Origin of the sequence: Caulobacter sp. FWC2 (genome assembly GCF_002742625.1) — a bacterium.
GTDB lineage: Bacteria > Pseudomonadota > Alphaproteobacteria > Caulobacterales > Caulobacteraceae > Caulobacter.
This window is the reverse complement of the sequence record NZ_PEBF01000001.1, coordinates 2,197,559-2,211,479: the sequence shown is the minus strand read 5'-3', so window position 1 is coordinate 2,211,479 and position 13,921 is coordinate 2,197,559. Positions and strand designations below refer to the sequence as shown.

The window sequence follows — 13,921 nt, the reverse complement described above, 5'->3', positions numbered from 1 at the left end:
GGCTTAGGCGTCCCCTGCCCGCTTCTCGGCCTTCTCATCGCCCGGCAGGGCGTACTTGGCGCCCTCCCACGGAGACAGGAAATCGAACGCACGGAACTCGGTAATCTTCACGGGTTCGTACACGACGCGCTTGAGCTCGTCGTCGTAGCGAACTTCAACGTAACCCGTCATGGGGAAGTCCTTCCGCAGCGGGTGGCCGTGGAAGCCGTAGTCAGTCAGGATCCGGCGCAGGTCGGGATGGCCTTCGAAGAAGATGCCGTACATGTCGAACGCCTCGCGCTCGAACCAGTCGGCGACCGGGAACACCGGCGTGACGCTGGGGACCGGGGTGTCCTCGTCCGTCATCACCTTCAAGCGGATGCGGGCGTTCTTCACCATCGACAGCAGGTGATAGACGACGTCGAAGCGCGCGGCGCGCTCGGGGTAGTCCACGCCCGTCAGGTCGACCAGCTGGTGGAAGCGGCAGGCCGCGTCATCCCGCAGGAAGGTCAGGGTCTCGACCACGGTCGAGGTCTTGGCCACGATGGTCAGTTCGCCGAACGCCACCGAATGGCCCAGCACGCCGGTCGCGCGGGCGACGATGTCCTGGCCCAGGGCCTCTAGCGGCGAGATAGTGATTTCAGTCGCAACCACGTCGGTCATCGCTCGATCGTCCCCGTGCGACGGATCTTCTTCTGCAGCTGCAGCACGCCGTAGACCAGGGCTTCCGCCGTGGGCGGACAGCCGGGCACGTAGATGTCGACCGGCACGACGCGATCGCAGCCGCGCACGACGCTGTAGCTGTAATAGTAGTAGCCGCCGCCATTGGCGCAGCTGCCCATCGAGATGACGTAGCGCGGCTCCGGCATCTGGTCGTAGACCTTGCGCAGGGCCGGAGCCATCTTGTTGGTCAGCGTGCCGGCGACGATCATCACGTCCGACTGGCGCGGGCTGGCGCGCGGCGCGAAGCCGAAGCGTTCCAGGTCGTAGCGCGGCATGGCCGAGTGCATCATCTCGACGGCGCAGCACGCCAGGCCGAACGTCATCCACATCAGCGAGCCCGTGCGGGCCCAGGTGATCAGGTCGTCGGCGGCAGCCGTGATGAAGCCCTTGTCGGCCAGTTGCTGCGAAACGCCGTCGAAGAACGGGTCGTGCAGCTTGGGGTCATAGCCCTCGACCGTCGAACGGCCACCGGACAGCGCCGGAACCCCAGAAGAGCCAATGGGGGCCGTATTGGCGGGAACGATCACTCCCATTCGAGGGCGCCCTTCTTCCATTCGTAGATAAAGCCGACGGTCAGCACGCCCAGGAAGGTCATCATCGACCAGAAGGCGAACTGGGCCGCGTCGTGCGGCAGCTTCATCAGCGTGACCGCCCAGGGGAACAGGAACGCTACTTCAAGGTCGAAGATGATGAAGAGGATCGACACCAGATAGAACCGGACGTCGAACTTCATGCGCGCATCGTCGAAGGCGTTGAAGCCGCATTCGTACGCGGACAGTTTTTCCGGGTCCGGCGCCTTAGGCGCGAGCACGGCGGCCGCGAGAATGAAGACGATGCCGATGGCCGCCGCGATCCCTAGGAAGATCACGATCGGAAGATACTGGAGAAGGAAGGCGGTCATGACAGCCCTTGGCTTGAATCGAGCGGGTTGTAGCCCACTGTCGCCAGCGCTTCAAACACCCCAGAGCACATTGAGAAACGATCGCAACTGGAGTTGTTTCCGGTAACGGCGATCGATTGCAGGCGAAGGCTATCGCCTGTGCCTCAAAGAACCGACGTAAAGGCCGCGCTTTGCTCCATCCACATGAAATAGCTGAGGCCCGCCGGGCTATTTGACGCTTCTTCGATATGGCCGTTGACACGAGTCTTCGCCCGACATATCAGACGCCCCTCGCCGCAGGGCGGGTCGCACTTTCGCTTCGGCGAAGGGATATGCGGATGTAGCTCAGTTGGTTAGAGCGCCGGCCTGTCACGCCGGAGGTCGCGGGTTCGAGTCCCGTCATTCGCGCCACCCCTTGAAAGAGGGGTTCGGAAGGCGCCCTCCCCTCGGTTTACGGACGACCGTCGCGCCCAGGCGCAACGATGCGGATGTAGCTCAGTTGGTTAGAGCGCCGGCCTGTCACGCCGGAGGTCGCGGGTTCGAGTCCCGTCATTCGCGCCACCGTCCGGTGGTTCTTCCTCTCAAATCGACAATGACTTCGGCAACGCCTTGAGTTGCCGTCTCCGCACGCCATGTAGCGGACATGACATCCGCTTACCCGCCGTTCTCCGTCCTCGACCTCGCGCCCGTTCCGCAAGGCACGCCCGTCGGCCAAGCTCTGAACAACAGCCTGGATCTGGCGCGCCACGCCGAAACCCTCGGCTTTCACCGCTACTGGCTGGCCGAGCATCACAACATGCCAGGAATCGCGTCGGCCGCGACGGCGGTCGTGATCGGCCACGTGGCCGGCGGCACGAAGACGATTCGGGTCGGCTCGGGCGGCGTCATGCTGCCCAACCACGCCCCGCTGATGGTCGCCGAGCAGTTCGGCACGCTTGCCGCCCTCTATCCCGGCCGAATCGATCTGGGCCTGGGCCGCGCGCCTGGCACCGACCAGCCGACGATGCGCGCCCTGCGCCGCTATGCCGGGGCGGTCGATTCGTTCGCTCAGGACGTCGTCGAACTGCAGCACTGGTTCAAGCCAGCCGCTCCCGAGCAGAGCGTCCGCGCCGTACCAGGCGAAGGCCAGGACGTGCCAATCTGGCTTCTGGGCTCCTCGACCTGGAGCGCTCAGCTGGCCGCGGCGCTAGGCCTGCCGTTCGCCTTCGCCGCCCATTTCGCGCCCGACTCACTGCTGGACGCCCTCCTCCTCTATCGCCGCCACTTCAAGCCGTCCGAGGTTCTGGACAAGCCCTACGCCATGGTCTGCATCGGGGTCTGTGCGGCCGACACCGACGCCGAGGCGACTCGCCTGGCGACCTCGACCCAGCAGCAGTTCCTGGCCTTGCGCCGCGGACGACCGGGGCTGCTGCCCCCGCCGGTCGACGACATCCGCGACTATGCCTCGCCGGCCGAGCTAGCGGGCCTGGATCATACCTTCCAGTATTCCGCGATCGGCTCACCCGAGACGGTCAAACGCAAGGTCGAGCAGGTGCTGAAGCTGACCGAAGCCGACGAGCTGATGTTCGCCTCGCAGATCTACGATCACGCCGCCCGTAAGCACTGCTACGAGATCCTGGCGGGTCTGAAAGCCTAGTGATCCCTTAGAGGGGCCAGCCCCCCGAAGGCGCTCCGACCGGTCAGGCCGCCATAGATGGCGCAGAGCTGACGGAACACCGCGTCCCAGCCATGCCGCTCGACGGCGCGGCGGCGGGCGGCGGCGCCCACGGCGGCCAGGTCGCGCGCGAACAGGGCCTCGATCGCCTCGGCGAAGGCGGCCGGCTCCGAGCGGGGCGCCAGCTGGCCGACCTCGTGGTCGACCGACTCGGCCACCCCGCCGGCGGCGACGCCGACCACGGGCAGGCCGCAGGCCATGGCCTCCAGCACGATCAGGCCGAACGGCTCGTTGTCGTTGGCGTGGACGAAGGCGTCGCAGCTGGCCAGCACCCCGGCCAGCTCCGCCGGATCGCGGACATAGTCCAGGCAGAGGGCGCGGTCGCTGATCGGCGCACCGCCGCCAGCCCCGACGAACAGCAGCTTGTAGGGCGCGCCCAGCTTTTCGACCGCCCCGACCAGCACATCCAGCTTCTTCTCGCGCGCCGGGCGGCCAGCAAAGACCAGCAGGCGTTCGTCTGGCGAGACGCCGAGGCGCCTGCGGAGGGCGTCGCGGTCAGCCCGGGCGGGATGGAAAAGTTCGGTGTCGACGCCCAGCGGCAAGCCGATGGCGTTGTGCACGCCCGCCTCGATCAGGCGGCCGGCGATGAAACGGCTCGGCGCCACGGCCTGATCGAACTGGCGATAGATCGCCGCCCAGCGCTTCTGCACCGGCTTCTCGGCCCATTCGCCGATGTGCAATGCGGCCAAGGCTCCAAGGTCGGTGTGGCAGAACCCAACGACTGGAACGCCCAGGGCGTCGCCCGCCCGCAATGCCGCCAGGCCCGGCGTATAGGGATCGCCCGCCTCGATGATGTCGGGACGCTGGCGGATCAGCCGGTCCATCCAGGCGGCCTTGACCACGGGCCAGCGATAACCGGCCCCGAACGGCAGCGGCGCCGCGTAGATCGAGACCCGGCCCTGGCCGTCATAGGAATCGCGCGCGCCTGGCACCACCAGCGTATGGCGCACGTCCGGACGATTGGCGGCCAACCAGGCGCGCTTCGAAGCGAGGTAGCGACGCACGCCGCCACTGCGCGGGGCGTATAGCATGGTCGTGTCGACGAGACGTACGGCGCCGTCAGTCGACGGAGCGATATCGGAAAGAAAACCACGCAGGCCGACCGGCCGGGTCGATCTCGTATCCGTCACACCGATTCCTCGTCGCTACCCTAGGCCCCCCATTCGGCCCTGGAACGATAAAGCTTTTGCGACACTCACGGTTCCTCGCCGTTCCCGGACGATTTCAGGGACACGCCGCGTCGTGCAAGCGCTTCTCGCAACAGTACTTCTACCTGAGCATTCACGCTACGCAACTCAGCGCCGGCGAGGCGCTCGACGGCGCTCAGCACCTCGGGACGGACGCGCATCAGGAATGCGCGCCGCCCGCTTTTCGGCTCACTCGGATCGCTCGCCACGTCAGCCGTACAGCGTGCCGGTATTGACCACGGGCTGGGCCTCGCGGTCGGCGCACAGCACCACAAGCAGGTTGGAAACCATCGCGGCGCGGCGCTCGTCGTCCAGGGTGACGACGCCCCGTTCGCTGAGCTGGCTGAGCGCGCTCTCGACCATGTCGACGGCGCCGGCGACGATCGTGCGGCGGGCGGCCAGGACGGCCTCGGCCTGCTGGCGCTTCAGCATCGAGCCGGCGATCTCGGGCGCGTAGGCCAAGTGCATAAGGTGCGCCTCGTCGATGGCCACCCCCGCGACATTGGTGCGCAGCTGCAGGTCCTTCTGCAGGCGATCGCCAACCTCCTCGGCGTGGGCGCGCAGGGTAGGCTCGCCCTCCTCCGCGTGATCATAGGCGTAGTGCGAGGCGACCTCGCGCAGGCCGGTCTCGATCTGGATGTTCACGAAGGCAATGTAGTCGTCGACGTCGAACAGGGCTTGCGCCGAGTCCCGCACCCGCCAGACGATGTTGGCGGCGATCTCGATCGGGTTGCCGCGCTTGTCGTTCACCTTCAGGGTCTCGCTGGTGACGTTGCGCACCCGCAGGCTGATCTTCTTGCGGCCGTACCACGGCAGGATCCAGCGCAGGCCGGTCTTGCGATCTGTGCCGACGTACGATCCGAACAGGGTGATCGCATAGGCCTCGTTCGGCTGCAGGGAATAGAAGCCGCAGGCGACCATGGCGAACAGGAAGATCAGCGCGCCGCCGATCGCCGGATAGACCGGACCATTGTCGGCCTGCGTGAACGCCCAGGCTCCGGCCGCGAGCAGGAGCGGCAGCGCCAGCAGCGGCAGGCCGCCGGCCATGCCGCCGTGGGCGCGCTCGGTGGTGGGATTGATGGTGCGAGTTTCGGACATCGACGCTCCTCCAGCGTTGCGATCAAAATGATATCACTTTGATTGCGAGCGACAAGTAGAAGCTTAGCCGTGGGACGCCAGCTCTGGCCCGGGCCGTGGGGAGACGATGCGCATGCTCGAAGGGGGTGGTGGGCAGTGAGGGGATCGAACCCCCGACCCTCTCGGTGTAAACGAGACGCTCTACCGCTGAGCTAACTGCCCTCTTGGGGTGGCGTGTCTAGCCGCCCTTGCGCTTCACGCAAAGCGCGAAAACAAAAAGGCGGAACGTCAGCCCCAGGATGACGCCCCGCCTCTGTTAAACGGAAACTGTTTAGCCGTTCAGCGAAGATTTCAGGCCTTCGCCGACCTGGAAACGCGCGGTCTTCGATGCGGGACGGTTCACGGTCTCGCCGGTGCGTGGGTTGCGAGCCGTGCCGGCGGCGCGGGACACGGCTTTGAAGGTGCCGAAGCCGACCAGGCGAACGTCAGAACCAGACTTCAGCGAGTCGGTGACGGCGTCGATGAAGGCTTCCAGAGCGTCCTTGGCTTGGTTCTTGTTGATGCCCGCCTTTTCGGCGATCGCCGTAACGAGCTCGGCTTTTGTGGTCATGTTTTTCTCCCAGCCTGAGCAGCGCCGCGTTTTGCCTACAGCGCTTGGCTCATCAAGGATTATGGCTGTTGAAAAAGCCTCGTCAAACGACAGCGGCGCGGGAATCTCCCGCGCCACTTAAGTTATCAACGATTAGTTGCGTTTAGTGGGTGAGGACGGCGTCGCTGTCGCCCTCATCCTTCTTCGCAGTCGCAGCAATCGGCTCGTCGGCCTCGCTCCATTCGATCGGCGTCAACGGGCCCGTGAGGCCGTGCTTGAGCACCTCGTCCATGGTCGAGACCGGGATGATTTCCAGGCCGCCCTTGACGCTCTGGGGCACGTCCACGAGGTCCTTCTCGTTCTCCTGCGGGATCAGCACGGTCTTCACGCCGGAGCGCAGAGCCGCCAGCAGCTTTTCCTTCAGACCGCCGATGGCCGTGACCCGGCCGCGCAGAGTGATCTCGCCGGTCATGGCGATGTCCTTGCGGATCGGGATGCCGGTCAGAACCGAGACGATGGCCAGACCCATGGCGGCGCCGGCGGACGGACCGTCCTTGGGCGTTGCGCCATCCGGCACGTGAATGTGCACATCGGTCTTCTCGAAGATCGGCGGCTTGATGCCAAACTGCACCGCCCGCGAACGGACATAGCTGTTGGCCGCCGCGATCGACTCCTTCATCACGTCCTTGAGGTTGCCGGTGATCTGCATGCGACCCTTGCCCGGCATCTTCACGGCTTCGATGGTCAGGATGTCGCCGCCGAATTCCGTCCAGGCCAGACCGGTGACGATGCCGACCTGGTCGACTTCGTCGGTCTCGCCGTAACGGTACTTCTTGACGCCCGCGTACTTGGCCAGGCGCTCGTCGTCGATGGTGATCGTGACCAGCTTCTCGCGGGCCAGGTCACGCACCGTCTTGCGCGCCAGGGCGCCCAGTTCCCGCTCCAGCGACCGCACGCCGGCTTCCCGGGTGTAGTAGCGGATCAGGTCGCGGATCGCCGCGTCAGGAACGATGAACTCGGCCGGCTTCAGGCCGTGGTCCTTCGACAGCTTCGGCAGGATGTGCCGCTTGGCGATCTCCAGCTTTTCATCCTCGGTGTAGCCGGGGATGCGGATGATCTCCATGCGGTCCAGCAGAGGCTGGGGCATGTTCAGGCTGTTGGCCGTCGTGACGAACATCACCTGGCTCAGATCGTAGTCGACCTCCAGATAGTGATCGCCAAAGGTCGAGTTCTGCGACGGATCCAGCACTTCCAGCAGCGCCGAGGCGGGGTCGCCGCGGTAGTCGCTGCCCATCTTGTCGATCTCGTCCAGCAGGACGAAGGCGTTCGTGGTCTTGGCCTTCTTCATCGACTGGATGACCTTGCCGGGCATCGAGCCGATGTAGGTGCGGCGGTGACCGCGGATCTCGGCTTCGTCGCGCACGCCGCCGAGGCTCATGCGCACGAACTCGCGACCGGTGGCCTTGGCCAGCGACTTGCCCAGCGAGGTCTTGCCCACGCCAGGAGGGCCGACGAGGCACAGGATCGGGCCCTTCAGCGAGTTGGTCCGGGCCTGGACGGCCAGGTACTCGAGGATCCGTTCCTTGACCTTCTCCAGACCGTAGTGGTCGGCGTCGAGGATTTCCTCGGCCTCCAGCAGGTCGATCTTCTTGGTCTTGGCCTTGCCCCACGGGATCGACAGCAGCCAGTCCAGATAGTTGCGGACGACGGTGCTCTCGGCCGACATCGGGCTCATGTTGCGCAGCTTCTTCAGCTCGCTCTCGGCCTTGGTGCGGGCTTCCTTGGAAAGCTTGGTCTTCTTGATGCGCTTTTCGAGATCGATCAGCTCGTCGCGCGAGTCGTCGGGGTCGCCCAGCTCGCGCTGGATCGCCTTCATCTGTTCGTTCAGATAATACTCGCGCTGGGTCTTCTCCATCTGGCGCTTGACGCGCGAGCGGATCTTCTTCTCGACCTGCAGCACCGAGATCTCGCCCTCCATGAGGGCGAAGACCTTTTCCAGGCGCTTCACGACGTCGAAGATTTCCAGCAGGTGCTGCTTGTCGCCGATCTTCACCGACAGGTGGGCGGCGATGCTGTCGGCCAGCTTGCCCGGTTCGGCGATCTGCGGGATCGACGCCAGGGCCTCCGGCGGCACCTTCTTGTTCAGTTTGACGTAGTTCTCGAATTGCTCGACGACCGCGCGCGACAGCGCCTCGGCCTCGGGACCCACGCCTTCGTCTTCGCTGACTTCGCCGATCTGGGCCTCGTAGAAGGACTCCTGGTCGGTGAACTTCACGACCGCCGCGCGGCCCTTGCCTTCGACCAGCACCTTGACGGTGCCGTCGGGCAGCTTCAGCAGCTGCAGGACGGTGGCCAGGACGCCGACGTCGAAGATGTCGCCCGGCGCCGGATCATCATCCGCCGAGTTCTTCTGGGTGACGAGCAGGATCTGCTTGTCGCCGCGCATCACTTCCTCGAGGGCGCGTACGGATTTGTCGCGGCCGACGAAAAGCGGCACCACCATGTGCGGGAACACAACGATATCCCGCAGCGGCAGAACAGGAAGCGTACGTAGTTCGGACATGTGCTCAATACTCCCGGCCTCGGCGCTTTCGCACGCCTGGCCATGCGGGCCGCCGTAACATCAGACGATGCGCCTGAGTCGAACGACCCGTCCGCCCGGGACTGGGCGGATGGTCGTTATTTATGTGGACGTTTTACAACAGGGTTCAAGCACACTCGCCTGACAGCGGCGACAAGTCGCGTACGACCGGCGAAGCTGGCGCCCCCATACCCCTAATTCCGACGATAGGGGCAAGTTCACCCAAGCCCTGGACTTATTGTGGGTTTCGCTCGCTCAAGCTGCCCGTGGCGCCAAAGCCGCAGCGGACGTCCAAGAGGTTTGCGAAGCCGGCTTATCCACGAAAAAGGCGCGCCCTTGTCTAAAAAGGCGCGCCTCGATTTCGCGATGAAGCTTGGGGTTAGGCCGAAGCCGCCCCGCCCTTCTTCTCGGCGTAGATCAGCAGCGGCTGGGCCCGGCCTTCGACGACCTCGGCATTGACCACCACTTCCTCGACGCCCTCGTAGTTGGGCAGCTCGAACATGGTCTCCAGCAGGATGCCTTCCATGATGGAACGCAGGCCGCGCGCGCCGGTCTTGCGCACGATGGCCTTCTTGGCGACGCCGTGCAGGGCGTCTTCCGTGAAGGTCAGGCCGATGTTCTCCATCTCGAACAGGCGCTGGTACTGCTTAACGAAGGCGTTCTTCGGTTCGGTCAGGATCTTGACCAGGGCGACCTCGTCGAGGTCTTCCAGGGTCGCGACCACCGGCAGACGGCCGATGAATTCCGGGATCAGGCCGAAGCGTTGCAGATCGTCGGGTTCGACGTTCCGCAGGATTTCGCCCGTCCGGCGTTCTTCCGGATCGGTCACCTTGGCGCCGAAGCCGATCGACTTGGCCGCGCCGCGCGCCGAGATGATCTTCTCGAGCCCGGCGAACGCCCCACCGCAGATGAACAGGATATTCGTCGTGTCGACCTGCAGGAATTCCTGCTGCGGATGCTTGCGCCCGCCTTGCGGCGGCACGGAGGCGACGGTGCCTTCCATGATCTTCAGCAGGGCCTGCTGCACGCCTTCGCCCGACACGTCGCGGGTGATCGACGGATTGTCGGACTTACGGCTGATCTTGTCGATTTCGTCGATGTAGACGATGCCGCGCTGGGCGCGCTCGACGTTGTAGTCGGCGGCTTGCAGCAGCTTCAGCACGATATTCTCGACGTCTTCACCGACGTAACCGGCTTCGGTCAGCGTCGTGGCGTCAGCCATGGTGAAAGGCACGTCGATGATTCGGGCCAGCGTCTGGGCCAACAGCGTCTTACCCGTACCGGTCGGACCGACCAGCAGGATGTTCGACTTGGCCAGTTCGACGTCGTTGTTCTTCGAAGCGTGGTTCAGGCGCTTGTAGTGATTGTGCACCGCGACAGCGAGCACCTTCTTGGCGTGACCTTGGCCGATCACGTAGTCGTCCAGAACCTCGCAGATCTCACGCGGCGTCGGCACGCCGTCCTTGGACTTCACGAAAGCGATCTTGTGCTCTTCGCGAATGATATCCATGCAGAGCTCGACGCATTCATCACAAATGAACACCGTCGGTCCCGCGATGAGCTTACGCACCTCATGTTGGCTCTTTCCGCAGAAAGAACAGTACAGGGTGCTCTTGGTGTCGCCGCTCGCGGCTTTCGTCATGATCGCTTCTCACACTATGGCGCCTTACGGCTTAACGCCGCGGCGCCCCTCCGAGCGCATACACCGCCACCGAAGCAGACAGGATATACGCCGGGAGTTGTCTAATCCTTGACATTCCCCGATCCGGGCGCGGTTCACAACCCTTGGCGGCTCCTTTGAAGCTCCAAACGTCCAAACCGGCCTGATCGTGTCATGGCCTCGTCATCTAATTTGGGCGATTGGCGCTCCGGCGCAAGCGTAGAGCGCCTTGGGCCTTACCGCCGCCGGTGGAACCCCGTAAGACGAAGCCAGGAATCGTATGCGAGGTCGAGTGCGGAAACGCGCTCTTTGGGAAGGTCGATGGGCAAGCGTTCGTGGATGGCCAAGGGTTTGAGCGCATCGCGCCCGATGACCGGCGAGATGGGTCATGAGCCTGCCCTGGTGGCCTTCGACTTCGACGGCACCCTGACCGTCAAGGACAGCTTCAACGCGTTCTTGAAGTGGCGCGCGGGGCGTCGCTGGACGCGCGGCGTCATCCGCCTGACCCCGTCGCTGATCGCCTATGTGTTCGATCGCAATCGCGCCAAACTCAAGGCCGCCGCGGTGCGCGAATTCCTGAAGGGCGCCACGATCACCCAGATCGAGACCGACGCACGGACCTTCGCCGAGACCCACGCGCGGTCGCTACTGCGTCCTGACGCCCTGGCCGTCTGGCGCGCGTGGCGGGCCAGGGGCGCGAAGCTTGTCATCGTGACGGCCTCGCCAGAGATCACAGTGGCCCCGTTCGCGCGCGGCCTGGGCGCCGATATGCTGATCGGCACGCGGCTGATGACCAACGAAGACGGCCGCATCCTGGGCGGCCTCGACGGGAACAACTGCCGGGCCAAGGAAAAGGTGCAGCGCCTGCGCGAGGTCTTCGGCCCCGACGTGCACTTGACGGCCGCCTATGGCGACACCTCGGGCGACACAGAGATGCTGGCGATCGCCGACGAAAAGGGCTACCGCGTCTTCCGGGGCAAGCCCGCCACCTGAGCGGATTTGCCGCAGGCTTCGCGCAAAGAAAAAGCCGCCGATCCGGAGATCGGCGGCTTTCCTGTTTCAGCGCCCGTCGCTTACTCAGCGATGTCCGGGCCGTCGCGGCTTTCGTTGATGTGGTCGATCAGACCCCAGGCCTTGGCCTCTTCGGCGCTCATGAAGTGGTCACGGTCCAGCGTACGCTCCACTTCTTCATAGGTGCGGCCGCAGTGCTTGACGTAGATTTCGTTCAGGCGGCGCTTGGTCTTGATGATGTCCTCGGCGTGGCGCTCGATATCCGAGGCCTGACCGCGGAAGCCGCCCGACGGCTGGTGCACCATGATGCGCGAGTTCGGCAGGCTGATGCGCTGGCCCGGAGCGCCGGCGGCGAGCAGAAGGCTGCCCATCGAGGCGGCCATGCCCATGCACACCGTCGAGACCGGGCTCTTGATGTACTGCATGGTGTCGTAGATCGCGAGACCAGCCGTCACCACGCCGCCCGGCGAGTTGATGTACATGGCGATCTCTTTCTTGGGGTTCTCCGACTCCAGGAACAGCAGTTGGGCGCAGATCAGGCTGGCCATGCCGTCTTCCACCGGACCGGTCAGGAAGATGATCCGCTCCTTCAGCAGGCGCGAGAAGATGTCGAACGCGCGCTCGCCGCGGCTGGTCTGCTCGACCACCATCGGAACCAGATTCATGGCCGTCGCCATCGGATCGTACATCATCGGGATCACCCTTCGTCGTGTGTCTTTGGCGCTTGCTTCCGAGAGATCCGAAAACGAATCAGCCCCTGTGCGCCCTCGCTCACGCATATCGCGTGGCGCTTAACAGGTTGCAAGGAGCCGGCGGCTTCGTGGCGATACGAAAAAGGCGCGGCCCTCGCGAGCCGCGCCTTGATCTTGTCCGGAGACGGAAGCCTTAGCCGCCGTAGCCTTCCGGCAGGTCGTCTTCTTCCAGGAGCTCGTCCTTGGAGACTTCCTTTTCCTCAACCTTGGCCTTGTTGAAGATCAGGTCGACGACCTTGTCTTCATAGATCGGGGCGCGCAGAGCGGCCTGCAGGTCGGCGCGCTGGCGGTACATGTCGAACACCTGCTGGGCTTGCGCGCCGTACTGGCGAGCTTCGCGCATGATGGCGTCGGTCAGTTCCTGGTCGGTGACGACCACGTCGTTCTTGCGGCCAATCTCGGCGAGCACAAGGCCCAGGCGCACGCGGCGCTCGGCGATCTTGCGGTACTCGTCCTTCAGCTGGTCTTCGGTCTTGTCGGCGTCTTCCGGCGGCAGGCCGCCACGGGCCTTGTCGGCCTCGACCTGTTGCCAGATGCCGGCGAACTCGGCGTCGACCATGCGCGGCGGCAGCGGGAACTCGTGCTTGGTGTCCAGCACGTCCAGCAGGGCGCGCTTCAGCTTGAAGCGCGAGCTGTTCTCGTAGCGGCTGCCCAGGTTCGAGCGCAGCAGGTCCTTCAGTGCGGCGAGGTCCGACAGACCCAGGCGCTTGGCCAGCTCGTCATCGGCCTTGCCGTCGACCGGCGCGCGGACTTCGGTGACCTTGGTGGCGAACTCGGCGTCCTTGCCGGCCAGTTCGGCGGCTTGGTAGTCTTCCGGGAACTTGACCTTCACGACGATCTCGTCGCCCGGCTTGGCGCCGACCAGTTGCTCTTCGAAGCCCGGGATGAACTGACCCGAACCCAGGACGAGTTCCGCGCCTTCGGCCTTGCCGCCGGCGAACTCGACGCCGTCGATCGTGCCGACGAAGTCGATCAGCAGTTGGTCGCCGTCCTTGGCCTTCAGGCTCTTGCCCGTGCGCGGCTCATAGGTGCGCGCTTGCTTGGACAGCTCTTCCAGGGCCTCGTCGACTTCCTCGTCGCCAACCTTGTAGACCGGCTTGACCAGCTCGATGGTGGTCGGGTCGATCGGATCGAATTCCGGCATCACTTCGACGGCCAGGTCGAACGCCAGGTCCAGACCACCGTCCAGGACCTTGTCCATGTCCGACGTCGGGTTCAGCTCGGGTTGGCCGGCGGGACGCAGCTTGTTGTCGTCGAGGACCTTCTGGGTCGTCTCGTTCAGGGCTTGCTCGATGACTTCGCCCATCAGGCCCTTGCCGTACAGACGGCGCACGTGGGCGGCGGGCACCTTGCCCGGACGGAAGCCCTTCACGTTCATCTGCGGAGCGACTTCGGCGATACGCGCTTCCAGGCGCGTGGCCAGTTCACTCGCGGGAACCGTGACGCTAAAAACGCGGCTGAGGCCTTCGCCCGACTTTTCAACGATCTGCATCGACATTCTTATTTTCTCGGGTCCGGGACGCCGCGCGCCCGAGCTCCGCCCTGGGGGTCCAAAAGATCGACGCCGCCCACGAGAGCCGGGGGCGGCGAAAGACCGCCCTTATGTCACGACGTGCGCGAGCATCCAAGAGCGGCGGCGACAAAACTCATCCAGGCCTGGAGAGCCTGGTGAGAAGGGTGGTGCGGATGAGAGGACTCGAACCTCCACGCCTCTCGGCGCCAGAACCTAAATCTGGTGCGTCTACCAGTTTCGCCACATCCGCGTGGG

Annotated in this window: 12 protein-coding genes and 4 tRNA genes; 4 read left to right on the top strand and 12 right to left on the bottom strand. The window is 64.7% G+C overall.

Features of this window, described 5'->3' with window-relative positions; all coding sequences use genetic code 11:
- Nucleotides 1-3: 3 nt before the first annotated feature.
- Genes CSW62_RS10585 through CSW62_RS10575 form a run of 3 tightly spaced genes read right to left on the bottom strand, consistent with a single transcriptional unit; the run spans nucleotide 4 to nucleotide 1,603 of the window.
- A complete protein-coding gene (locus tag CSW62_RS10585; protein WP_099577580.1) occupies nucleotides 4-642 on the bottom strand; it encodes an NADH-quinone oxidoreductase subunit C in 639 nt (212 codons plus the stop codon).
- On the bottom strand, nucleotides 639-1,256 hold the full coding sequence (locus CSW62_RS10580; RefSeq protein WP_099577578.1) for an NADH-quinone oxidoreductase subunit B family protein: 618 nt from the start codon (nucleotides 1,254-1,256) through the stop codon (nucleotides 639-641). The genes CSW62_RS10585 and CSW62_RS10580 overlap by 4 nt, the downstream gene beginning before the upstream one ends.
- Nucleotides 1,226-1,603, bottom strand: a complete 378-nt coding sequence (locus CSW62_RS10575; protein WP_099577576.1) for an NADH-quinone oxidoreductase subunit A — start codon at nucleotides 1,601-1,603, stop codon at nucleotides 1,226-1,228. Before CSW62_RS10575 ends, CSW62_RS10580 begins: the two co-directional genes overlap by 31 nt.
- Before the next feature lie 313 nt (nucleotides 1,604-1,916).
- Here CSW62_RS10575 and CSW62_RS10570 point away from each other — a divergent pair.
- From CSW62_RS10570 to CSW62_RS10560, 3 genes are all read left to right on the top strand, one after another.
- A tRNA-Asp gene (locus CSW62_RS10570) sits at nucleotides 1,917-1,993 on the top strand.
- 73 nt (nucleotides 1,994-2,066) lie between these two features.
- Nucleotides 2,067-2,143: transfer RNA gene (locus CSW62_RS10565), tRNA-Asp, on the top strand.
- 82 nt (nucleotides 2,144-2,225) lie between these two features.
- Nucleotides 2,226-3,218: an LLM class flavin-dependent oxidoreductase gene (locus CSW62_RS10560; RefSeq protein WP_099577572.1), complete on the top strand. Its 993-nt coding sequence runs from the start codon at nucleotides 2,226-2,228 to the stop codon at nucleotides 3,216-3,218.
- On the opposite strand, the gene CSW62_RS10555 is transcribed toward CSW62_RS10560, so the two are convergent.
- From CSW62_RS10555 to clpX, 6 genes are all read right to left on the bottom strand, one after another.
- Nucleotides 3,215-4,426, bottom strand: coding sequence for a glycosyltransferase (locus CSW62_RS10555; RefSeq protein WP_369827453.1), 1,212 nt, complete (start codon nucleotides 4,424-4,426; stop codon nucleotides 3,215-3,217). The two genes, CSW62_RS10560 and CSW62_RS10555, sit on opposite strands and share 4 nt — an antisense overlap.
- Before the next feature lie 267 nt (nucleotides 4,427-4,693).
- On the bottom strand, nucleotides 4,694-5,581 hold the full coding sequence (locus CSW62_RS10550) for an SPFH domain-containing protein (protein ID WP_099577568.1): 888 nt from the start codon (nucleotides 5,579-5,581) through the stop codon (nucleotides 4,694-4,696).
- Nucleotides 5,582-5,707: 126 nt separating this feature from the next.
- Nucleotides 5,708-5,782, bottom strand: a tRNA-Val gene (locus CSW62_RS10545).
- A gap of 109 nt (nucleotides 5,783-5,891) precedes the next feature.
- Complete coding sequence (locus tag CSW62_RS10540) at nucleotides 5,892-6,170, bottom strand: HU family DNA-binding protein (RefSeq protein ID WP_099577566.1); 279 nt, start codon at nucleotides 6,168-6,170, stop codon at nucleotides 5,892-5,894.
- 142 nt (nucleotides 6,171-6,312) lie between these two features.
- Nucleotides 6,313-8,712, bottom strand: a complete 2,400-nt coding sequence (gene lon / locus CSW62_RS10535) for an endopeptidase La (protein ID WP_099577564.1) — start codon at nucleotides 8,710-8,712, stop codon at nucleotides 6,313-6,315.
- A gap of 397 nt (nucleotides 8,713-9,109) precedes the next feature.
- Nucleotides 9,110-10,372, bottom strand: a complete 1,263-nt coding sequence (gene clpX / locus CSW62_RS10530; protein ID WP_099577562.1) for an ATP-dependent protease ATP-binding subunit ClpX — start codon at nucleotides 10,370-10,372, stop codon at nucleotides 9,110-9,112.
- Nucleotides 10,373-10,711: 339 nt separating this feature from the next.
- Here clpX and CSW62_RS10525 point away from each other — a divergent pair, with 339 nt between their 5' ends.
- Nucleotides 10,712-11,383, top strand: coding sequence for an HAD-IB family hydrolase (locus CSW62_RS10525; protein WP_099577560.1), 672 nt, complete (start codon nucleotides 10,712-10,714; stop codon nucleotides 11,381-11,383).
- An 80-nt stretch (nucleotides 11,384-11,463) separates the two neighbouring features.
- On the opposite strand, the gene CSW62_RS10520 is transcribed toward CSW62_RS10525, so the two are convergent.
- From CSW62_RS10520 to CSW62_RS10510, 3 genes are all read right to left on the bottom strand, one after another.
- The gene (locus tag CSW62_RS10520; protein ID WP_199170567.1) at nucleotides 11,464-12,102 is read right to left on the bottom strand and encodes an ATP-dependent Clp protease proteolytic subunit; all 639 of its coding nucleotides are present in this window, start codon (nucleotides 12,100-12,102) and stop codon (nucleotides 11,464-11,466) included.
- A 184-nt stretch (nucleotides 12,103-12,286) separates the two neighbouring features.
- Nucleotides 12,287-13,645: a trigger factor gene (gene tig, locus CSW62_RS10515; RefSeq protein ID WP_304441777.1), complete on the bottom strand. Its 1,359-nt coding sequence runs from the start codon at nucleotides 13,643-13,645 to the stop codon at nucleotides 12,287-12,289.
- Nucleotides 13,646-13,831: 186 nt separating this feature from the next.
- Nucleotides 13,832-13,916: transfer RNA gene (locus CSW62_RS10510), tRNA-Leu, on the bottom strand.
- Nucleotides 13,917-13,921: the final 5 nt, after the last annotated feature.

Coding starts and splice junctions, on each gene's coding strand:
- CSW62_RS10585 (WP_099577580.1), bottom strand. CDS start 642: ATGACCGACGTGGTTGCGACTGAAATCACTATCTCGCCGCTAGAGGCC.
- CSW62_RS10580 (WP_099577578.1), bottom strand. CDS start 1,256: ATGGAAGAAGGGCGCCCTCGAATGGGAGTGATCGTTCCCGCCAATACG.
- CSW62_RS10575 (WP_099577576.1), bottom strand. CDS start 1,603: ATGACCGCCTTCCTTCTCCAGTATCTTCCGATCGTGATCTTCCTAGGG.
- CSW62_RS10560 (WP_099577572.1), top strand. CDS start 2,226: ATGACATCCGCTTACCCGCCGTTCTCCGTCCTCGACCTCGCGCCCGTT.
- CSW62_RS10550 (WP_099577568.1), bottom strand. CDS start 5,581: ATGTCCGAAACTCGCACCATCAATCCCACCACCGAGCGCGCCCACGGC.
- CSW62_RS10540 (WP_099577566.1), bottom strand. CDS start 6,170: ATGACCACAAAAGCCGAGCTCGTTACGGCGATCGCCGAAAAGGCGGGC.
- lon (WP_099577564.1), bottom strand. CDS start 8,712: ATGTCCGAACTACGTACGCTTCCTGTTCTGCCGCTGCGGGATATCGTT.
- clpX (WP_099577562.1), bottom strand. CDS start 10,372: ATGACGAAAGCCGCGAGCGGCGACACCAAGAGCACCCTGTACTGTTCT.
- CSW62_RS10525 (WP_099577560.1), top strand. CDS start 10,712: ATGGGCAAGCGTTCGTGGATGGCCAAGGGTTTGAGCGCATCGCGCCCG.
- tig (WP_304441777.1), bottom strand. CDS start 13,645: ATGCAGATCGTTGAAAAGTCGGGCGAAGGCCTCAGCCGCGTTTTTAGC.